Annotated in this window: 16 protein-coding genes; 11 read left to right on the top strand and 5 right to left on the bottom strand. The window is 54.7% G+C overall.

Going from position 1 to position 20,566, the window contains the following annotated elements:
* The 3 genes from C8N36_RS12660 to flhA are packed head-to-tail and all read right to left on the bottom strand — an operon-like array spanning position 1 to position 3,938.
* The gene (locus C8N36_RS12660) at positions 1-1,086 is read right to left on the bottom strand and encodes an EscU/YscU/HrcU family type III secretion system export apparatus switch protein (RefSeq protein WP_097804951.1); all 1,086 of its coding nucleotides are present in this window, start codon (positions 1,084-1,086) and stop codon (positions 1-3) included.
* Positions 1,087-1,092: 6 nt separating this feature from the next.
* Complete coding sequence (locus C8N36_RS12655; RefSeq protein WP_245910805.1) at positions 1,093-1,860, bottom strand: flagellar biosynthetic protein FliR; 768 nt, start codon at positions 1,858-1,860, stop codon at positions 1,093-1,095.
* The gene (gene flhA, locus C8N36_RS12650) at positions 1,857-3,938 is read right to left on the bottom strand and encodes a flagellar biosynthesis protein FlhA (RefSeq protein WP_097804952.1); all 2,082 of its coding nucleotides are present in this window, start codon (positions 3,936-3,938) and stop codon (positions 1,857-1,859) included. The genes C8N36_RS12655 and flhA overlap by 4 nt, the downstream gene beginning before the upstream one ends.
* Positions 3,939-4,273: 335 nt before the next feature.
* Here flhA and C8N36_RS12645 point away from each other — a divergent pair, with 335 nt between their 5' ends.
* From C8N36_RS12645 to gloA2, 9 genes are all read left to right on the top strand, one after another.
* Positions 4,274-5,551: an NAD(P)/FAD-dependent oxidoreductase gene (locus C8N36_RS12645; RefSeq protein WP_097804953.1), complete on the top strand. Its 1,278-nt coding sequence runs from the start codon at positions 4,274-4,276 to the stop codon at positions 5,549-5,551.
* A gap of 188 nt (positions 5,552-5,739) precedes the next feature.
* Positions 5,740-7,416: a cytochrome D1 domain-containing protein gene (locus tag C8N36_RS12640; RefSeq protein ID WP_097804954.1), complete on the top strand. Its 1,677-nt coding sequence runs from the start codon at positions 5,740-5,742 to the stop codon at positions 7,414-7,416.
* A 112-nt stretch (positions 7,417-7,528) separates the two neighbouring features.
* Positions 7,529-9,343: a NapC/NirT family cytochrome c gene (locus C8N36_RS12635; RefSeq protein WP_097804955.1), complete on the top strand. Its 1,815-nt coding sequence runs from the start codon at positions 7,529-7,531 to the stop codon at positions 9,341-9,343.
* Between the two features lie 61 nt (positions 9,344-9,404).
* Positions 9,405-9,821 (top strand): cupredoxin domain-containing protein, encoded by a 417-nt coding sequence (locus C8N36_RS12630; protein WP_097804956.1) that lies wholly within the window; start codon positions 9,405-9,407, stop codon positions 9,819-9,821.
* A 231-nt stretch (positions 9,822-10,052) separates the two neighbouring features.
* Positions 10,053-10,826, top strand: a complete 774-nt coding sequence (cobA, locus tag C8N36_RS12625) for a uroporphyrinogen-III C-methyltransferase (protein WP_097804957.1) — start codon at positions 10,053-10,055, stop codon at positions 10,824-10,826.
* On the top strand, positions 10,819-11,121 hold the full coding sequence (locus tag C8N36_RS12620; protein WP_097804958.1) for a c-type cytochrome: 303 nt from the start codon (positions 10,819-10,821) through the stop codon (positions 11,119-11,121). The genes cobA and C8N36_RS12620 overlap by 8 nt, the downstream gene beginning before the upstream one ends.
* A complete protein-coding gene (locus tag C8N36_RS12615; protein ID WP_097804959.1) occupies positions 11,118-12,266 on the top strand; it encodes a cytochrome D1 domain-containing protein in 1,149 nt (382 codons plus the stop codon). The genes C8N36_RS12620 and C8N36_RS12615 overlap by 4 nt, the downstream gene beginning before the upstream one ends.
* A gap of 15 nt (positions 12,267-12,281) precedes the next feature.
* Positions 12,282-13,829 carry a nitrite reductase gene (locus C8N36_RS12610; protein WP_097804960.1) on the top strand — a complete coding sequence of 516 codons (1,548 nt, stop codon included), beginning with the start codon at positions 12,282-12,284 and terminating at the stop codon, positions 13,827-13,829.
* Between the two features lie 102 nt (positions 13,830-13,931).
* Positions 13,932-14,327 carry an SMU1112c/YaeR family gloxylase I-like metalloprotein gene (gene gloA2, locus C8N36_RS12605; protein ID WP_097804961.1) on the top strand — a complete coding sequence of 132 codons (396 nt, stop codon included), beginning with the start codon at positions 13,932-13,934 and terminating at the stop codon, positions 14,325-14,327.
* Between the two features lie 34 nt (positions 14,328-14,361).
* On the opposite strand, the gene paaG is transcribed toward gloA2, so the two are convergent.
* Complete coding sequence (gene paaG, locus C8N36_RS12600) at positions 14,362-15,147, bottom strand: 2-(1,2-epoxy-1,2-dihydrophenyl)acetyl-CoA isomerase PaaG (RefSeq protein ID WP_097804962.1); 786 nt, start codon at positions 15,145-15,147, stop codon at positions 14,362-14,364.
* 18 nt (positions 15,148-15,165) lie between these two features.
* Positions 15,166-18,597, bottom strand: a complete 3,432-nt coding sequence (locus C8N36_RS12595; protein ID WP_097804963.1) for an indolepyruvate ferredoxin oxidoreductase family protein — start codon at positions 18,595-18,597, stop codon at positions 15,166-15,168.
* A gap of 135 nt (positions 18,598-18,732) precedes the next feature.
* Between C8N36_RS12595 and C8N36_RS12590 the strand changes: the two genes are divergently transcribed.
* Both C8N36_RS12590 and pncB read left to right on the top strand, forming a co-directional pair.
* Positions 18,733-19,203, top strand: coding sequence for an Lrp/AsnC family transcriptional regulator (locus C8N36_RS12590; RefSeq protein ID WP_097804964.1), 471 nt, complete (start codon positions 18,733-18,735; stop codon positions 19,201-19,203).
* Positions 19,204-19,268: 65 nt separating this feature from the next.
* A complete protein-coding gene (gene pncB / locus C8N36_RS12585; protein WP_097804965.1) occupies positions 19,269-20,561 on the top strand; it encodes a nicotinate phosphoribosyltransferase in 1,293 nt (430 codons plus the stop codon).
* Positions 20,562-20,566: the final 5 nt, after the last annotated feature.

The raw sequence follows: 20,566 nt of genomic DNA, 5'->3' as shown, positions 1-20,566 counted from the left end.
CTATCCTTTCTTACGCGCTTTTTCACGCATAGTTTGAGCAAAGCGAATGGCTGCAGCCACGGGTTGATAGTGGTCCGGTGAAATTTCTTGCCCGATTTCCGTCGTTGCATAAACTGCCCGTGCTGTTGGCGGATCTGATTGTATGGGAACGCCCGCTTCGGTAGCGACCTCTCTGATACGCAAGGCAACCTCATCAACGCCTTTGGCGACGCATTCGGGTGCAGTCCCTGGCATTCGGCTCCATCTAAGGGCGACGGCGTAATGCGTTGGATTGACAATGATAACATCTGCGTCCGGTACATCCCCCATCATTTGGTTCAGCGCCAATTCTTGGGCCATCGCGCGGCGATGCTGTTTGAGATACGGATCCCCCTCCGCCTCTTTCGCTTCATCGCGCAATTCCTTCATCGACATGCGATTTTTGCGAATATGCTCGCCGCGCTGCCAGAATGCATCTATCCCGCCAATCACGAGGGCAATCAGGACGACGATGAACAGAAATTTCGTGACGAGGGTGGTGATCATCATGACGACTTCCGCCGGGGAGGTTCGGACGGTGCCAATGATTGGCTCCAGCTGGCTTTTTAAAAAGACGGCCAATAGAACTGAGTAGACGGAAAGCTTCACAAAGCTTTTGAAAAACTCAAACAAGCCACGTCTGCCGTATTTGTTTTTGGCATTATCTATCGGTGACAGACGCGAAAACTTGGGCATCAGTTTTTTGCCAGAAAAGACAATTCCACGGGTCGCGAACAGTGTCAGTAATACAAAAACAGTTGGGGCAAACAAAATCGGCAATGTCTGGGTCAACCCCGCACTAAGCAATTGACCTGAAACGGCTTTGGCATTTCCGTCGAAGAACAGATGGGTAAGTCTTTCGGGTTGTTCGATCATAGGAAGCAAGACATTGGACAGCCTCAAGATGCAATAGCTACCAACGGACACTGCGCCAGCCAATAGACCCAAATAACCCATCGCAGTAAGAAGATCGGCAGCGCGCGGGATTTCACCTTTCTTGCGGGCATCGTCCAATTTTTTCTGGGAGGGTTCGTGACTTTTGTCGCCGCTGTCTTCTGAATCAGACATAGAGCGCTACTGGAACGGCGCTGTCATAAAGGCGTCCAAGGCTTGGACCCAGACAGTCAACATCAATGGGGCTGAAACCAGCATAAAGGCGATGGCCCCGAACGTGATCACCGGCGCGCCGACAAAGGCGACCATCAATTGGGGCATAGCCTTGTTGATCACGCCAAGCGTCAAATTATAAAGCACCGATAGAACTACAAATGGGGCCGCAAGCGTAAAGGCGAGGGCAAAACTCTCGGCGACGCGAATACTGCCCGCTTCTGCGATGTCAGCCGCGTTTGGAAATACCAAAGGCGGTAAAATTTCATAGGAAATGATCAGGAATATGGCCACCTTGACGTGAAATCCGGTGACCATCAAAAGAGCAAGCGCAGCTATCATCAAAATGTTGCCTAAGGCTGGCAAGGGATCTAACCCCGATTGGCCAAGCAGCTGCGACAGGGACGTCGATTGTGCGGCGATTGCTCCAGCGGTTTGAATAGCCAAAACAAACAGGCGCAAGACAATCCCAAGAAACAGCCCTGACAACGTCTCTGTTGCCAAAGCCCTCAGGAAGACTGGCAATGAAGGGTCTTGGAGGTCGAAATGCCCTGCAACGGCAGGGGTCACGGCAACCGTGATCACAAGAGCAATCATAAGCCGAGTTCTAACGGAAATCATCTGTTCACCCAGCGCCGGCATGACTGAAATCGCCGCGCCGACCCGCAAAAACACCATTAGTGATAACCAGAGTGACGCCGACATAAGCTCGATCAGGGGGGCAAGGCTGGTCACGCTGCCACCACCCCTACCAATGTGGGCCGTGCCTCTACGCCAATTTCTTCAAATGACATTACCGGGCTGGTCATACCCTTGGCTGCCATAACCGTTCGCAAAAAGCGGCGGCGGCGGGCCGAAGTGACAACTGCGGGTACAACGCCCCTGCTTCCCGCATCACCAATTTGTTCAGCGAGACCTTTGGTTAGCGCTTCAAATCGATCCGGTGGCAAGGCGACATCCAAGGCACCCTGTCCGCCATCCATCTGATAGGTGACAAAGGTTTCTTCCCATTCCGGGGCCAGCTGGATCAGCGGAATTGTTCCATCCGGGCGGCGCATACCGGCGACCAGCTGGAAGCCCATGCGTTGTCTTACGTGTTCGCAGATAATTTCGGGCCGGGTTTGTTGGCCGCGCATTTCTGAAACCGCCTCAAGGATTAGTGGCATATTGCGGATCGAGACTTGTTCATCCAACAGCAGGCGCAAAACCTGATGCAAAGTATCTATTTGGACCTTCTCGGGAATGATTTCGTCCAACAGTTTTCTATTCGCATCGGCGCGCGCCGGATTGGACAGCGCGACCATTTCGTCCAGCAAGCGGCGTAGAGTTTTGAATGTCAAAAGACGACCGAAATTGCGGCGTATTACCTCTAGCAAATGGGTGGCCAAAACCTCGGCGGGGGTGACAATTGTGACTCCCGTTATTGATGCGCGTTCTTGGTCTTCGGGCCGAATCCAGCGTGCCGGGGCACCGTAAACTGGTTCAGTGACATCTTTGCCGCTGGGAAGAGCACCGACTTCTTCAGGAATGAGGGCAAGCACCAAGTCGGAATTCAATTCACCGCGGGCCATTTCGACGCCGTGAATGCGGATGACATAAGTGCCTGTTGGCAAAGCGGATGCGTCGGTCAAGCGGATTTCAGGCAAAATCAAGCCGAAGTTGGATGCAATATGATTTCGCATATTCGCAATCCGTACATCCAACCCAGTACCAGGGTCCAAGGCCATGTTGACCAAGTCTGGCGCGAACTCCACGTGGATATCATCAAGATCCAAAACATCACCCATTGGGCGGGTTACAGGACCGGTGTCTTCAACTTCATCGGCGGCCTCTTCGGGTTCCACTGCCGGATGGGCTTTTATCCACCAGGCCGAAGCCCCTAAAATTGTGGCCCCAAGCATAAACGGGAAAAAGGGTAACCCGGGAACCAATGCGAACATGGCCATCAAAACGGCCACAGTTGTCAGCGCAGCTGGATGGCGCCCAAGCTGAGCCATAACCGCAACGTCGGCGGATACCTTTGAGCCGCCACGTGCCAGCAACAGACCGGCGGCGATTGAGATAATGACGGCGGGGATCTGCGAAACCAAGCCATCCCCTACGGTCAGAATCGCATATGTTTCCAGGGCGTCTGAAAGGGGCATATCATGGACGACCGTACCCATGATGATGCCCATAATCAGATTGAGACCAGTGATCAAAAGGCCTGCAACAGCGTCACCTTTGACAAACTTGGATGCACCATCAAGCGAGCCGAAGAATGTTGTTTCTTGTTGCTCCGTTTCACGGCGCAATTTGGCTTCGGCGTGGTCAATCGCACCAGCAGACATGTCCGCGTCAATCGCAAGCTGCTTGCCCGGCATGGCGTCTAGCGCAAATCTGGCAGAAACTTCGGCCATTCGGGCCGAGCCTTTGGTAATGACAGCAAAGTTGACGATCATCAAAACGCCAAACACGACAAGCCCCAAAAAAACGCTTCCCCCCATGACGAAGTTCGCGAAGCCTTGAATGACGTCGCCTGCGGCATGGGTTCCGGTATGGCCTTGTCCGATAATCAGTTTGGTTGAGCTTACGTTGAGTGATAACCGCAGCATCAATGTGGTCAGCAAAACCGTTGGAAAGGCTGAAAAATCCAGCGGGCGTTCGATAAACAGTGTGACTGTGAAAATCAAAATCGCCAGCCCAAAAGAGACAGCTAGCCCCACATCCAACACCCAAGACGGCATTGGCAAAATCATCATGACGATAATCGCCATCAGTGCCAAAGCCATTAAGATGGTTGGGTTAAAGAGGGAAATAGCCTTGGACTTCATAACTTTACCCTAATGATCGTGGAGAAGGGCAGCACATGGTGCGACCTGTAAAACTTGGCATTTCTCAAATGAAACTGCGCCATTTCTTGGCTACTCCCGAATCTCAGTTGGGTTCAGGCTAAGCAGCAGCAGTTTATTTTTAGTAAGTTTTTACTAAAGAGCGACCTATACAGGCGGTCCAGACGGGCAATAATTGCAGTGCTCCGTCCTTTGGCGATCTTGGTTGGACAATTTCTGCCCCGCAACAAAGAAATCATGGACGCACAGAACCGGCTTTGTGTAACCATTCATGAACCGTCCTTCTCAAGGCCCGTTACCTAGCTAAAGGAATTCACGTGACATCCAAGATCAGCGACAGCCTTTGGTTCAACACATGCCAAGAGAGTGAGGATACCAAACCGTTGACCGAAAATGCTAAGGCGGATTTGGTCATCATTGGTGGCGGGTATACCGGTTTGTCAGCAGCGCTCGAGGCGGCACAGGGGGGCGCTTCGGTCCGTGTTTTGGAGGCTGAAAGTATTGGGTTCGGCGGTTCTGGCCGGAACGTGGGATTGTCCAATGCAGGTCTTTGGCTGCCACCCGATGAAATAAACGCCACAATTGGCCTAGCAGCAGGAGAGCGCCTTTCGCGGATTTTGGCCCAAGCGCCTGACAAGGTTTTTGACCTGATTGCACGTCACGAAATTGCTTGCGAGCCTGTCAGAAACGGAACGCTGCATTGTGCCCATGCGCCCACCGGTTTGTCCGATTTACAGAATCGGTTTCGCCAGCAGACCGCACGCGGTGCCCCAGTGCAGTTATTGAGCCGAGAAGAGGCCATTGCGCGAACGGGGTCTGACCAAGTGCATGGCGCGCTATTTGATCCGCGTGCCGGGACAATTCAACCTTTGGCCTACGCCGTTGGGCTGGCGCGCGCGGCCCAGACATTTGGCGCGATATTGCATTCGAAGACACCGGCATTGGATGTTAAAAAGGCTGGCGCGTTGTGGACTGTGCAAACGCCTCGCGGCACGGTAACCGCCAAAAAAATGATTATCGCCATGAACGGCTATGCGATTCCGATACAGGGGTTGAAAACGCCAAAAGTCATTCCCGTACATTATTTTCAGTCTGCAACTGCGCCCTTGTCGGTGGAACAAGCGGCCCAAATTCTGCCTGGTAAGGAGGGGTGTTGGGATACCGCAATGGTGATGTCGTCCTGGCGGATGGATCAAGACGGGCGGTTGATCATTGGCGGGATGGGGCAGCTAGGCCATATTGGCCAATCGGCACATTTGGGCTGGCTGAAACGAAAACTGACTAAAATGTATCCTTTGCTGGCTGAGGTTACGTTGCAAGAAACGTGGTTTGGCCGCATTGCCATGACCGAAGAATACCTGCCAAAAACATTGTTGTTAGACAATTCAGCCCTGATCAACTTTGGCTACTCAGGGCGCGGGATCGGGCCGGGCACCGTGTTTGGCACGGCTATGGCGCAGGCCTTGCTGGGCGGGGACTTATCGGTGATGCCGCGTGCACCAATTGCCCAGCATAATATTGCCTTTGCCGGGGTGCGCCAAGCTTACTACGAGGCCGGGGCGACACTGACCCATCTTGTTAAAGATCGCGTTTGAACTGTCGCTGCCGTTTTTTGCAACGACTGGCGGTCCAATTGAAAAGATACCTCAGAAATGTCCATATAAATAAGGGGATGGAATCGGGATGTCCTCTCTTTTTTGTGAGCACCTTTGACTAATGTTAAGACGAGACTCAGTCAGTCGGCGCATCTTCCGCTTGCCTCACCAGCAAACGGAGAGTGATTATGTCACTTGGAATCACCCAAATGAAACTACGCGGCGCGCTAGGGGCAGGTTTTGCCATGATCCTCGGCAGCGTTGCGATGCCCGCATTCGCCGAAGGTCCTAGCCTTAGCGAAGAAGCCTTTGAAGCTTCGAAACAACTCTATTTCGAACAGTGCGCAGGTTGCCACGGTGTTTTGCGCAAAGGCGCTACCGGCAAAAGCCTGGAACCGCATTGGAAGAAAACCGGCGCTGACGGCTCGGTCACCGAAGGTGGCACGCTGAAGCTTGGTCAGGAACGTCTTGAAAAGATTATTGCCTGGGGTACCGAAGGCGGTATGAACAACTTTTCGGACATTATGACCGAAAAGCAGATCAAAGACATGGCGACCTACATCCAGATGGATGCGCCCAAGCCGCCAGAAATGTCGCTGGCACAGATGCGCGAGACCCGGAAGGTCTATGTCGAAGAAGCCGACTACCCGACCGAGCCAATGCACGGCCGCAACTGGGAAAACTTCTTTGTTGTGATCGAACGTGACGCCGGCAAAGTGGCCGTCATCGATGGCGACACCAAAGAAGTTCTGGTTCACATCCCCACCGGTTACGCGGTGCACGTGATCAAAGCGTCTGAGCACCACGCGATTGAAGAACCTGAGCATCCTGGCCGGTTCTGGTACACAATGGGTCGCGACGGCAAAATGACCAAAATCGACCTCTGGCAGACTCCAGACAAGATGTTGGTTTCCGAAGTCAAAGTCGCCTATGACGCACGTGACGTGGCCGTATCCGGCGACGGTAAATACATCATCGGCGGTGGTTACTGGCCTCCTCACTTCGTCATTTCTGACGCTGTGACAATGGAGCCGCTCAAAGTGGTTTCGACTCGTGGTGTGAACGTCGACGGTGACTATGTCGAAGAAGCCCGTGTTGCTGCGATCTACACAACACCAAATGAGCCAACATGGATCGTTGCGGTGAAAGAGCTGGGTCAGCTGTGGCAGGTGGATTACACCGACCTCGATAACCTGCGCATCGACAAAATCAACTCAGCCAAGTTCCTGCATGACGGTTTCTTTGATCCGACAGGCCGCTACTTCCAGATCGCCGCAAACGCGTCGAACAAAATGGTTGTTGTCGATACAGAGACTCACAAGCTTGAGGCGATGATCGACGTTGCTGCCCTGCCGCATCCGGGTCCGGGTGCCAACTGGATTGACCCGAATTGTGGTCCGGTTGCCGGGACAACACACCTTGGTGTTGGGACTGTGACAGTATGGGGCAACGATCCCGCAGGTCACCCCGACAACGCTTGGAAAACTTGCTACGAAGTTGAAACCGATGGGCCCGGTCTGTTCGTTCGGACACACCCGAATTCGGACTACATCTGGGCTGACCAGACAAAGCACCCAGAGCCAGAAGTTCAACAATCTGTTCAGGTTATCTCGAAAGAGACTGGCGAGATTGTGAAAACCATTCAGCTGACCGAGCAAGAAGGGCACGCAGCTGTGCACTTTGAGTTCAACGCTGATGGCACCGAAGTCTGGGTTTCCAACTGGAACCTGTCTGACTCGCTCGAGCCAAATGGTGAGATCGTGATCTATGATGCCAAAACTCTCGAAGAGATTGGCCGCGTCAAAGGGCTTTATGCACCAACTGGTAAGTTCAACGTACACAACCGTACAAACCACGTCACTTAAGGCGTTGTTTTAAAAAGAACGATCAGGGGCGGGCCATGCGCCCGCCCTTTTTTCTATCTCAATATTCGCGTCGGGCACCCGCCGACCGCTATGCCATAAACGGAGCTTGGATATGACCGACAGCGGTCCCGAACCGAAAAAGCCACTCTGGCGCCGGTACTTTCTTTTTGGAATGCCCCTTGCTGGAATTGCAGGCGTCTTTACCGCCGGTATTATCTTCTGGGGCGGATTTAACACCGCCATGGAAGCCACAAACACCATGCCATTTTGTGTCTCGTGTCACGAAATGGGCGACTATATTTACACTGAGTATGAAGGCACGATTCACGATGTGAACCGGTCCGGGGTTGGGGCCGTCTGTTCCGATTGCCACGTACCCAAGGACTGGACCCACAAGATTATTCGCAAGATCAAAGCATCACGCGAAGTCTGGGGCAAGTTGACTGGCTCGATCTCAACTCCGGAAAAGTTTGATGCCAAAAGACTGCATCTGGCGATGAATGAATGGCAGCGGATGAAAGAGACGGATTCGGTTGAATGCCGGAACTGCCACGACTTCCAATCGATGATGCCGGAATTCCAGAAGCCGCGTGCGCGTCAACAGCATTTGAATGCGATGCAAACTGGTCAAACCTGTATCGATTGCCACAAAGGCATTGCGCATAAGGATCTTCGCGGCCGCGCGGATGAGGAATATCTGGCGACGCTCGAAGCTCCGAATCCAGAGTTCATTCGCGAAGTCCCGCAAATCTATCTGGATAGTCTTGCCCGTGTAGAAGCCAAGGAAGCAGAAGAAGCTGCTGCCGTAAAAGCGACCAAAGACGCGGATCGCGCCAAACTTCTGGCTGCCGTAGAAGCCGCCCGCACAGATGAGCGTGCCAAGGTTGAAGCGGAAATGGAAGGCAAAGCGGACGCTGCTGCTCCTGCCGGAGCGGGGGATGCTGCGGGTGTCGGGACTGATTTGGATTGGGCTGCGGCTGGCGCTGCAGATCTGACCTTGTTCTATCCTGGGCAGGCCTCGTTTGAATGGGTGCAGAACGGTAAGTATCACGGCGGTGCGCGCCCTGTGACCAAGGGCGGCGATCAATGCACCACCTGCCACGCCAAAGAACTGGATGCGATCGGAAACAAAATCGTAGCGGGCGGCGGCGGTAAGTCGGATGAGCTTGAACCAACTCCGATTCCCGGCAAGCGTGGCACTATCCCTGCGTCCATTCAGGCCACTCATGACGGCGAAACTGTCTATTTCCGTCTGCAGTGGGAAGACGCAGGTCACAATCCGGCCCCCTTTGTTGAAGGTGGCAAGATGGACCCTGACAACCAGATCAAAGTGGCGCTAATGATCACCGGCACAGGTATCGAAATGGGCGAACAAGTGGGCTGCTGGGCAACCTGTCATGCCGACAACACCTATATGCCGTTTGATCCGGGCGCGGATGCGATTGCTGCCAATGCAGATGTTGCGGCACAGCTTCAAGCGCAAGGGACCGTTACCAAGTACCTAAGCCAAAGCCGAACCGATGTTGAACTCAAAGGCCGTCGCGGAAAAGCGCTGGGCGGTTGGGACAAGATGGAGACAGCAGAGGCCATCGAACAGTACCTCAAGGACGGGACGTTTATGGACCTGTTGCGCGTCTATGCTGATGGTTCCTCGGCCAATGGCTACTTGCTGGAACGCCGTGTTCAAAACGACGGTGAAATGGCGGCCGATGCATCCCTAGGTGCGGATGGTATGTGGACCGTGACTTTCTCGCGCAAACTGATGTCTGACGCACCGGGGGACGTACCGCTTGAAGCGGGCAAAACCTACACCGTTGGCTTTGCGATCCACGATGACTTTGCCGCCGCGCGGTTCCATCACGTGACGCTGAACACCAGCCTTGCCTTGGACAATGCGGACGCGATGATCAACGTGATCGGTCAATAAGAACACCGCTGCGGCCGGCATCGCTGGCCGCAGCGTCTTTGGTTTGAATTAGGAGACCCCGATGAAACCGGTGGCGATACCTGTACTGACCGTTGCCGTGCTTTGCGCGGCCTTTCCTGCATTTGCGCGCGGGTCCAAAGATCCCGCGGTTATCTGTGCCGAAGCCGAAGAGCGTTATGTCGAGATGATTGGCGTTGCGTCGGAAGAGGCCAAGGATGTGACTGTTGTCACCATGTACAAATATAACTTTTGCCCTGCAGAAATCACGGTGCCTATAGGCACAACAGTGCGTTGGGTAAATGTCGACAAACGCACCAGTCACAGCGTCAAAGTCGGATCAGAGCCGGAATCCGACCGCGCTTTTCCAGATGAGCACTTGGAATTCACCTTTTTGGTGCCCGGCGATCAGGATTATCTGTGCGGGCCCCATTGGGAAACGCAAAAAATGATCGGCATGGTGACGGTGTCGCCGGATTAATTCTGGCCCTGTTCTTTCGGACAAAACCAAAGGCGTTTCGGGAAACCGGAACGCCCTTAACTTTAGTCAAGGTAAAGCTGTCTCTGCTGCCTCACTTTAAGACCCACATACCGGACCGAGCCTTACCCGCAGACGGATCTTCGAATCGACGTGGTGCCGCCATAGGTGCCCGCGGGACAGGTTTGGCCCCCAGCCATCCTTAAGCCATCCACTGGACGAGCGAGACGACATATGACCGGTAAAGTATCCTTGATAGGCGCAGGCCCCGGAGACCCCGAGCTGCTAACCCTCAAAGCGGAACGCCTCCTACGAGCGGCTACCTGCGTTGTCTATGACCGGCTTGTGTCAGACGAAATTATCGCAATGGCGAACCCCGAAGCAAAGATGATCTTTGTCGGAAAAATGCCGAAATGCCATGCGGTCACCCAAGAGCGGATCAATGAAATCTTGGTCGAAGAAGCTGTGGCAGGTCATCAGGTTGCCCGCCTTAAGGGTGGCGATCCATTGATATTTGGCCGTGGATCGGAAGAAGCCGCGGTCTTGCAAACCAGCGGCATTGAAATCGAATACGTGCCGGGCATCACAGCCGCGCAAGGGGCGTCGGCGATCTCGGGCGTGCCGTTGACCCATCGCGGGCTGGCAACAGGCGTGCAATATGTCACCGGTCACAGACAAGCGGGCAAATCCCTTGATCTTGATTGGAAGCGGCTGGCGAACGTGGACACCACGCTGGTTGTTTATATGGGCGTTGCCAACATCGGACAGATCGCTGTGGGTTTGATGACCGAAGGATTGGCGGGCCAAACGCCTGTCATGGCGATTTCAAAGGCCACCAGCGCGGACGAACGGCGCATGGTTTCGTCGCTGTCCCACATCGCACAGGACGCGCGCGCAGCGGACCTAAAGGCACCGACCCTGTTTATCATCGGCAAAGTTGTCTCGCTATATGGGGCACAAGGGTTGCCACTGGCGGATGATACCGCCGAGGTCGCTGCACATGGCTAGGCTTATCGCCCTGTTTCTTGTTTTGGCTGCGCCCGCGCTGGCAAAACCGGTCGATCCGGTCGCGCTTGAGCGCTTTGTCGTTCAAGATTGCGGATCGTGTCACGGGTTGACGCTCAAAGGGGGGCTTGGCCCTGACATTCGCCCGCAATCTCTTGAACATTATGACACCGACATCCTGCAGGGGGTCATTTTGGATGGCGTTCCGGGAACCCCGATGCCGCCTTGGCGCCCCTTGATCACCGAAGCCGAAGCGGCTTGGATTGCTGATTACCTTCTCAAAGGAGAAGCCCCATGAAATTATTGAACACTGTATGCGCCCTTGCGGTTGTGCTGGGCACGTCGTCCATGGCTGAAACCATTGCCACCGGCGATTTGGGCTTGATCATCGAGCGGGCCACCGGGTCTGTGTTGTTGGTTGATCAATCCGACCGCGCAGCGCTGCACCGCATCGAAGGCTTGGGTGATTTGTCGCATGCCTCGCTTGTCTATTCCTCCGATGAACGGTTCGCCTATGTGTTTGGCCGTGATGGCGGTTTGACCAAAGTCGATATCGTGGACCGTAAGATTGCTAAACGTGTTGTGCAGGCAGGGAACTCCATCGGCGGGGCGATTTCTGATGATGGAAAACTGGTTGCTGTGTCGAACTATGAACCGGGCGGGGTCAGGGTCTTTGATGCCGAAACGCTTGAATTGGTCGCAGATATACCCACCGGAAGCAAAACTATCGGCCTTGTTGACGCGCCGGGTTCAAAATTTGTGTTCACCATGTGGGATACCGGCGAAACATGGATAGCGGACATGTCCACTGGCACAGCCGAGATCACCAAGATCAAAGATATGGGCGATCGGCCTTATGACGCCCTGATCACCGGCAATGGTCGCACGTATATCACCGGATTGTTCGGCGAAGACGGTTTGACGGCGCTTGACCTGTGGGCTGAAAATCCCGAACCGATCCGCGTGCTGCAAAACTACGGTCGTGGACAAGAGGAAATGCCGGTCTACAAAATGCCCCACCTTGAGGGCTGGGCGGATACCGGCAGCGATTTCGTTCTGCCCGCCGTTGGCCATCACGAGGTGCTTTGGATCGACTCTGACACTTTGCAAGAAACTGGCCGCACCAAGACGCATGGACAGCCGGTATTTGCCATGGCCCGCCCAGATGGTCGCCATGTTTGGGTGAATTTCGCCCATCCCCTGAACGATACGATTCAGGTCATCGACACAGTCACAAAACAGATCGTGCATGAATTCAAGCCCGGTCCGGCGGTGCTTCATATGGAGTTCACCCCGCGCGGGCATGAGGTCTGGCTGAGCGTCCGCGATGCGGGAAAGGTCATGATCTACGACACTGAAACCTTCGAAAAGCTGCGCGAGATCGAGGCCGAGAGCCCTTCGGGGATTTTCTTTACCGCGCGCGCCCATCGCACCGGCCTCTAGTCAAAGGACTTGAATATGATCCGCCCTCTTTTCTTCGCGCTGGCCGCAACCTTGTCTTTGACCAGCACGGTACAGGCCGATCCGCGCGCCGATTATGTCGATTTTTGCGCCGACTGCCATGATGCCAACCGTCTCGGTGGAACGGGTCCGGCCTTGATCCCGCAAACCCTGAAACGCATGCGCGGCCCCAAGGTGGCGGCCGTGATCCGTGACGGCCGCGTTACAACGCAAATGCCCGGATTTTCTGACGATCTGACCGAAGACCGTATCGCCGCATTGGCGGACTACCTCAAAACCCCGCTTGAGGCGGTTCCGCCTTGGGGAACAGAGCAGATCATGGCCAGCCGCGTCATGGACGACGACTATGACAGCGTTGATGCGCCTGTTTGGGCATCGGACCCAATGAACATCACACTGGCTGTCGAAACCGGCGATCACAGTGTTTCGGTTTTGGACGGTGACACCTTTGAGGTGCTTGACCGGTTTGCCACGCCTTTTGCCGTGCACGGCGGGCCGAAGTTTGACCCGACTGGGCGTTTTGTCTTCATCATGTCCCGCGATGGATGGGTGCAAAAATACGATATATGGGCGCTGAAACAGGTGGGCCGCGTGCGCGCGGGTCTGAACAGCCGCAATATCGCCATGAGCGGCGACGGCAAATGGTTGGCCGTTGCCAACTATCTGCCGAACACGTTGACGATCCTGTCGACCGAAGACCTAAGCGTTGCCGAAGTGCATGACGTGAAGGGCAAGGACGGAACGCCCAGCCGCGTGTCCGCCGTATACCAAGCGCCGCCTCGTGAAAGCTTTGTTCTCGCGCTCAAGGATGTGCCGGAGATTTGGGAGGTGTCTTATAGCGAAACTCCCAACCTTGCGATTTTCGCAGGGGGCCTCGCACATGACTGGCGTATCGAAGGGCCGGTTGCCCAAGACACGGCCTTTCCTATCCGCAAAATCACCACGCCCGACTACCTTGATGATTTTTTCTTTGACCAATCGTACGAACACGTCATGGGCGCGTCGCGCAAAGGTACTGATGGGTTGGTGGTGGACCTTGTGATTGGTCAAAAAGTGGCTGATCTGGAGCTGGCAGGTATGCCGCATTTGGGGTCTGGCATCACATGGAAATACAAAGACACCACCGTCATGGCCACGCCGCACCTTAAGGAAGCGGTGATTTCGGTGATCGATATGCAGACATGGGAAACAGTCAAAACCATCCCCACAGAGGGTCCGGGTTTTTTCATGCGCAGCCATGAAAATTCCAAATATGTTTGGGCAGATGTGTTCTTTGGCCCAAACAGGGACGTGATGCATATCATCGACAAAGAAACCCTTGAAATCGTCAAATCCATGCGGCCCGTTCCCGGTGCCACAGTGGCGCACGTCGAATTTACCAAAGACGGCAGTCATGCACTGGTGTCGGTCTGGGAAGACGAAGGCGAAGTGCTGATCTATAACGCCGAAACATTGGAAATCGTCAAACGCCTTCCAATGCGAAAGCCGTCCGGGAAATACAATGTATGGAACAAAATCACCTTCTCAGAGGGGACAAGCCACTAAGAACAAGTGTCAAAAGCCGGACCGCGAAACGTCCGGCTTTTGATTGATCCCAAGCGGCAGGGCGTTAAGATCGCGGTCTGATCATTATTGTCTGGACGTACAATGCTGCTGCAAAAAATCCATCATGCTGCAATTATCTGTAGCGACTATGCGGGCTCAAAGGCGTTTTATTGCGATATTCTTGGGTTGCCGGTGTTGGACGAAAACTATCGGCCAGAGCGTGACAGCTGGAAACTGGATCTCGGTCTGCCCGATGGTGGTCAGATCGAGCTGTTTTCCTTTCCGGATGTTCCAAAGCGCGCTTCGCGGCCGGAGGCCTGCGGTTTGCGCCATCTGGCCTTTGCCGTCGCCGATTTAGATGCCTGTGTATGCACTTTGACCGGCGCGGAAGTTGACGTTGAACCAATCCGGATTGACCCGTTCACCGGTGCACGCTTCACCTTTTTCGCGGACCCTGACGGGTTGCCACTGGAACTGTATGAGGTGCTGGGCAAATAGCGGATAGGGTAAGGGGTATCCGCTATTGCTGTTATCAATGGCCTTTGAAGACCGGTGGACGCTTTTGCAAAAAGGATGAAACACCTTCGGCATAGTCATCGCTTTCGCCGCAGATCTTCATGGCATCGGCTTCGGTTTCCAGATGTTCTGACAAGGATGCTGTTGCTGCCGATTGAATGCACATTTTGGTCAGGCCCATACCCAAGGTAGGCCCGTTCGCCAGCTGCGCGGTCAAAACGCGGGCTTCGTCCATCAAGGTGTCATCCGTATAGGCCTGCCAAATCAGCCCCCAATCCGCAGCCTTTTGCGCGGGCAATGGCATGGCGGTCAGGGCCAGACCTTTGGCACGGGCTTCGCCGATCAAATGCGGTAAATGCCAGCTGCCGCCGGTGTCGGGGATAAGTCCGACTTTTGAGAAAGACTGAATGAATTTGGCTGATTGTCCGGCGATTACGATATCACAGGCCAACGCCAAATTGGCCCCAGCTCCAGCCGCAACGCCGTTGACTGCGCAAACCACCGGAAGGTTCAGTCCCCGGATCAACCGAACAAGCGGTGCATAGAAGTCGCGCACTGTTTTGCTTAAATCCGGCTTTCCCACCATTTTGGACGGGTCGCGATCGCCCAAATCCTGTCCGGCGCAAAATCCACGTCCGGCCCCTGTCAACAACACCGCGCGTGCGCTGCCATCGCGGGCCTCCTCCAACGCGCTGCGCAGCGCAAGGTGCATTTCGTCGTTAAAACTGTTCAAGCGGTCGGGGCGGTTCAGTGTGATTTCCACCCAAATCCCGTGGTCTTGTACCTTGATCGTATCTGACATGTTTCCCCCTCAAATGCCTCAGAACTGCGCCATGTCGGTGGCGATCTGTGTCCGCACTTCTTGGACAGCCTGCTCTTTGACCGGCCCAAAGCCGCGAATATCCATCACCAACCCCGCTATGCGGGCAGCCTGTGTATGATTATCCTTGGTTAGCCCTTTTGTCAGGCCTTGCAAAAGGTCGCGATATTCAGTGATCAAGGTGCGTTCCATCTTGCGCTCCGCAGTCTTGCCAAAAACATCAAAGGCACCACCGCGCAGAGTTTTCATCCGCGCCAAACCCTTGAAGCCAACTCGTACCCAAGGACCAAACGCGCGCTTAACCGGCCGTCCGCGTGCATCCGGTTTGCCGCTCAGCAAGGGTGGTGCAAGATGGTGTTTAACGGTGAAGTCGCCCTCAAATTGCTGCTGTAAGCCTTCTAGGAATCCGGTCTCCAGGTGCAGACGTGCCACTTCGTACTCGTCTTTGTAGGACATTAGTTTGAACAAACCTTTTGCAGCGGCCTCGGACAAAGGTCCGGTGTGACCGATGGTTTTTTGCTCTGCGTCCATGACTTCGGTGATCGCCTGTTGATAGGCTTGTGCCCATTGCGCATCTTGATAATCAGTCAAGAAATCAGCACGGCGCGACACCATTTCAGTCAAGGAATGCACTGGCGTTTCAGGTAGGTCCGCAACTTGGGTGGCCTGATCGGGCGCGGCAACACAGATACGGCCCCACGTGAAGGCGTCCTTGTTTTGCGCAGGCTTCACGCCGTTCAGGTCAATTGCCCGCATCAAGGCCATTTCGCTAAGCGGCACCAAACCGGCCTGCCACGCAGCGCCAAGCATCAGCACATTGGCGTAGACCGTATCCCCCATCAGGGCCTGTGACAGCGCGTTGGCATCTAGCGACCGAAGCGATGCGGCATCCACTCCGTCGGCAATGCGGTTTACCCGATCAGAAGCGCGCAAATCGGTATCGCGGTTGCGGGTAAAATCGCCGGTTGGCATCAAGGCGGTGTTGACCACCGCCCGCGTGTGTCCCTTGCGATAGGTGGCGGACGCTTTCGGGGATGAACTGACAACCAAATCGCAGCCAATCAGCGCGTTAGCCGAGCTGGGTTCAATACGGGCCTGATTCACCTCGGCTTCGGTGTTTCCCATGCGAATGTAGGACAGAACCGGCCCGAATTTCTGCGCAAACCCCATGAAATCAAGGACACTGGCACCTTTGCCTTCCAGATTTGCCGCCATAGCGATCAGCTGGCCGACGGTGACAACACCGGTGCCGCCCACGCCTGTCACCAAGATGTCAAAGGGGGTGTCGAGACTAGGTAGTACCGGTGCTGTCAGCTGCGTTTTTAGTCTGTCAAATTCCACCTTTTTGCCTTCGGCACTGGGCTTCTTAAGCGTTCCGCCTTCGACGGTGACAAAGCTGGGGCAGAACCCGTTGACGCAGGTGAAATCCTTGTTGCACGAATTGAGGTTGATCCGGCGCTTGCGGCCAAATTCGGTTTCCAGTGGCTCAATACTCAGGCAGTTGGATTCCACGCCGCAATCGCCGCACCCTTCGCAAACCAACGGGTTGATAACGGCGAATTTTTTAGGATCTTCCAGCTTGCCGCGCTTGCGAAGCCGGCGTTTTTCTGTGGCGCAGGTTTGTTGGTAAATCAAGATTGTAGTGCCCGGAATTTCCCGCAGCTGGCGTTGTATCCGGTCCATTTCCGAACGGTGAAGGATTTCGACACCGTCCGGAAAATCGGATTTGGAAAACTGTTCCGGCACGTCGGACACAACAACAACTTTGACTGCCCCTTCGGCGACCATGGATTTGGCAATGGAGGTGACCTCGATTGGCCCGTCGACAGTTTGACCACCAGTCATGGCCACGGCATCGTTGAACAGGATTTTATAGGTGATGTTGGTGCCCGCAGCGATGGCCTGCCGAACAGCCAGTGATCCCGAATGGTAGTAGGTTCCTTCGCCCAAATTCTGGAATACGTGCTTGTTTCCATTAAACTTTGACCGCGCCACCCAATTTACCCCTTCGCCGCCCATCTGGATTAGAGATGTGGTGTTTCGGTCCATCCAGCTGGCCATAAAATGGCAGCCGATTCCGGCCATGGCCTGACTGCCTTCCGGCACTTTGGTTGAGGTGTTATGCGGGCAGCCAGAGCAAAAATAGGGCGTGCGCGTAGCACCGTCTACTGTGATCAAGTTCGGGGCGGGAACGATGGCGTTGGCTTTGGTTGACAGCTCAAGTCCGAAATTCAAATCGAGCCGAGCCGCGATAATTTTAGCCAGCATCACGGCCCCCAATTCATGGGTCCAAGGGATCAGGCGGGTGCCGTTTTCATCCCGTTTGCCAACCATGCGCTGCGGTTTTTGACCGGGGAAATCGTAGAAGTATTCTTTGAGCTGGCTTTCGATGATGCCGCGCTTTTCTTCGATGACCAACAGTTCTTGCTTGCCGCTGGCAAACTGCAATGCGCCAACATCTTCTAGGGGCCAAACCATGCCGACCTTGTAGATGTCCAACCCCAGATCACAGGCTTGCGCCTGATCAATGCCAAGCAAACGCAACGCCTCTAGCACATCAAGATGGGCCTTGCCGGTGGTTACAATGCCAAAGCGCGCATCGGAATGGCCCCACTCCACCCGATCAATCGGATTGGCGCGGGCAAAGGCCAGAACGGCCTCTTTTTTGGCCTCCATACGTTCTTCGATCTGTGGACCGGGCAGGTCTGGCCAACGGTAATGAAGACCAGTTTCGGGCGCAGTATAGTCCGGTGCCACGAATTCACGGTCTGTAGGCAGCTCAAACGACATGCCGCTTTCGACGGTTTCGGAAATTGCCTTGAATCCAACCCACATGCCGGAAAACCGAGAGAGCGCGTAGCCCCACTCCGCAAAAGGTAGGAATTCCGCGATATTGGCCGGGTTAATGTTCGGCATGAAAAAGTTCATAAAGGCAACATCGGATTGGTGCGGCATCGATGACGACACACAGCCGTGATCATCGCCCGCAACCACCAAGACTCCGCCCTTAGGAGATGACCCGTAGGCGTTGCCGTGTTTCAGCGCATCAGCAGCCCGATCGACCCCCGGACCTTTGCCGTACCAAAGTCCAAACACCGCTTCGACCTGTTTGTCAGGGTCTGTTTCAACCTGCTGTGTGCCGATCATCTGCGTGGCTCCGAATTCCTCGTTCACGGCGGGCAAGAATTCAACACCCGCATCGGCAACAAGTTTCGCATTTCGGCCGATTTCCAGATCAATGCCGCCGACAGGCGATCCGCGATAGCCCGAGACATAGCCGCGCGTGTCCAGTCCGGCGACCTTATCACGCCGTGCCTGATCCAATGCGATTCGAACGATTGCCTGCGTGCCTGTCAAGAACACGCGGCCACTGGTCTTGGTATAGCGGTCCGTTAGCTCGTAGTCTTTTAGGATCGGAGTTTGGTCTGTCATGATGCCTCTGAAGTCTTCTCAAGGGGCAAGGTGCCCACGCCTCTTTTAATTGTACGTCTTGGGGGCGAAGAGTCTGTTCAGATATTCTCATGATGGGATTGATTTTGATGGGGTTGGTTCACTATGATCTAAACCATGAATGAAACCCCTCAACTTTCAACCCTCGACACGCGCATCCTCGAACTCTTGCAACGCGACGCGTCGGTCTCGATGGCTGATCTTGCGCGGCAGGCCAACACGTCGCCAGCCACCTGTTGGCGCCGGATCAAAGCGCTTGAGGATAGCGGAGTGTTGGGCCCACAGGTTCGTCTGGTCGATCCTGCTGCCATTGGCCGCAAAATGGATGTGTTTTGTCAGGTTCGGATGAATTCGCAAAATGCCGCCGCCCGAACCGAGTTCAAACGCGCGATGGAGTTGGAGCCGACAATCGTCGAGGTTTATTCGATTTCAGGGGAATGGGACTATCTGCTGCATCTGTTGGTGCGGGATATGGCGGACTTCGAGCAGATCTTGATGCGGCGGGTGTTGGAGCATGACAGCGTTGCGGGCACCAACACGATCTTTGCATTGAGCCGGGTCAAGCACGTCACAGAAGTGCCGGTTTAGCGACAACCTATACAACTGCGCACAAACATGGTCTAAGGCGCGCCATTGACGCAAGGGCCAAGTTTATGACCGATATTCCTAACCGTGTATGGAACCATAAATGGAAGATCGATCCGATCGTCCGGTCTCTGATCGACACGGATTTCTACAAGTTGTTGATGTGCCAATCGGTGTTTCGCAACAATCGCGACACGCAAGTCACTTTTAGTCTGATCAACCGATCCAAAAGCGTGCCGCTGGCCAATCTTATCGACGAAGGCGAACTGCGTGAGCAACTGGATCACATCCGGTCTTTGTCCCTTAGCCGCGGCGAAAGCACTTGGCTGCGGGGCAATACCTTTTACGGAAAGCGGCAGATGTTTCGCCCGGATTTTGTCGAATGGTTCGAAAACGTCCGCCTGCCCGCCTATCACCTAGAACGGGTTGGCGATCAGTATGAGCTGACCTTTGAAGGCAGTTGGCCCGAAGTGATGTTATGGGAAATCCCGGCGTTGGCGGTGTTGATGGAGCTGCGCGGCCGCGCGGTTCTCAATGAGATGGGCAGGTTCGAGCTGCAAATTTTATACGCTCGGGCCATGACCAAACTTTGGGAAAAGGTCGAAAAACTACGCAAAGTCCCAGAATTGCGGATCGCAGATTTCGGAACCCGCCGCCGCCACAGCTTCTTGTGGCAAGATTGGTGTGTTCAGGCGATGGGGGAAGGGCTGGGCAGCAGCTTTGTCGGGACGTCGAACTGCCTGATCGCCAAGAACCGTGATCTTGAAGCAATCGGCACCAACGCACACGAATTGCCGATGGTTTATGCTGCGCTGGCACAGGATGATGCTGCTTTGGCGCGCGCGCCCTATGACGTTTTGGCCGATTGGCACGAAGAGCACGAAGGCAATCTGCGCATCATCTTGCCTGACACCTATGGCACCGAAGGTTTTTTGAAGAACGCTCCGGATTATTTAGCTGGCTGGACGGGCATCCGGATTGATTCAGGTGACCCTGCAACCGGTGCCGAAGTGGCGATCCGCTGGTGGCAAGATCGCGGCGAGGACCCCACGAAAAAGCTGGTGATCTTTTCGGACGGATTGGATGAAACCAAGATCCTTGAGCTGTACAACCAGTTTGCTGGCCGGGTTCGGGTCTCTTTTGGTTGGGGCACTTTGTTGACCAATGATTTTCGCGGCCTTGCGCCTGACGACGGCTTGGCTCCGTTTAGTTTGGTGTGCAAAGCGATCAAGGCGAATGGCCGTCCGACGGTGAAACTGTCCGACAATCCGAACAAGGCGATGGGGCCAGCCAGCGAAATTGCGCGCTATAAACGGGTGTTTGGCGTCGGTGATCAGAAGGCGATGGATGTTGTCGTTTGATCTAA

The sequence above is a fragment of the Pelagimonas varians genome (genome assembly GCF_003208435.1).
Lineage (GTDB): Bacteria > Pseudomonadota > Alphaproteobacteria > Rhodobacterales > Rhodobacteraceae > Pelagimonas > Pelagimonas varians.
Note: the sequence above shows the minus strand (reverse complement) of the source record. Positions and strands in the feature narration are given on the sequence as shown.

Bases quoted from the DNA above. Each gene is read 5' to 3' on its own strand.
- C8N36_RS12660 (WP_097804951.1), bottom strand. From the start codon at position 1,086: ATGTCTGATTCAGAAGACAGCGGCGACAAAAGTCACGAACCCTCCCAG.
- C8N36_RS12635 (WP_097804955.1), top strand. From the start codon at position 7,529: ATGACCGACAGCGGTCCCGAACCGAAAAAGCCACTCTGGCGCCGGTAC.
- C8N36_RS12610 (WP_097804960.1), top strand. From the start codon at position 12,282: ATGATCCGCCCTCTTTTCTTCGCGCTGGCCGCAACCTTGTCTTTGACC.
- gloA2 (WP_097804961.1), top strand. From the start codon at position 13,932: ATGCTGCTGCAAAAAATCCATCATGCTGCAATTATCTGTAGCGACTAT.
- C8N36_RS12615 (WP_097804959.1), top strand. From the start codon at position 11,118: ATGAAATTATTGAACACTGTATGCGCCCTTGCGGTTGTGCTGGGCACG.
- C8N36_RS12630 (WP_097804956.1), top strand. From the start codon at position 9,405: ATGAAACCGGTGGCGATACCTGTACTGACCGTTGCCGTGCTTTGCGCG.
- C8N36_RS12640 (WP_097804954.1), top strand. From the start codon at position 5,740: ATGTCACTTGGAATCACCCAAATGAAACTACGCGGCGCGCTAGGGGCA.
- paaG (WP_097804962.1), bottom strand. From the start codon at position 15,147: ATGTCAGATACGATCAAGGTACAAGACCACGGGATTTGGGTGGAAATC.
- pncB (WP_097804965.1), top strand. From the start codon at position 19,269: ATGACCGATATTCCTAACCGTGTATGGAACCATAAATGGAAGATCGAT.
- flhA (WP_097804952.1), bottom strand. From the start codon at position 3,938: ATGAAGTCCAAGGCTATTTCCCTCTTTAACCCAACCATCTTAATGGCT.
- C8N36_RS12620 (WP_097804958.1), top strand. From the start codon at position 10,819: ATGGCTAGGCTTATCGCCCTGTTTCTTGTTTTGGCTGCGCCCGCGCTG.
- cobA (WP_097804957.1), top strand. From the start codon at position 10,053: ATGACCGGTAAAGTATCCTTGATAGGCGCAGGCCCCGGAGACCCCGAG.
- C8N36_RS12590 (WP_097804964.1), top strand. From the start codon at position 18,733: ATGAATGAAACCCCTCAACTTTCAACCCTCGACACGCGCATCCTCGAA.
- C8N36_RS12595 (WP_097804963.1), bottom strand. From the start codon at position 18,597: ATGACAGACCAAACTCCGATCCTAAAAGACTACGAGCTAACGGACCGC.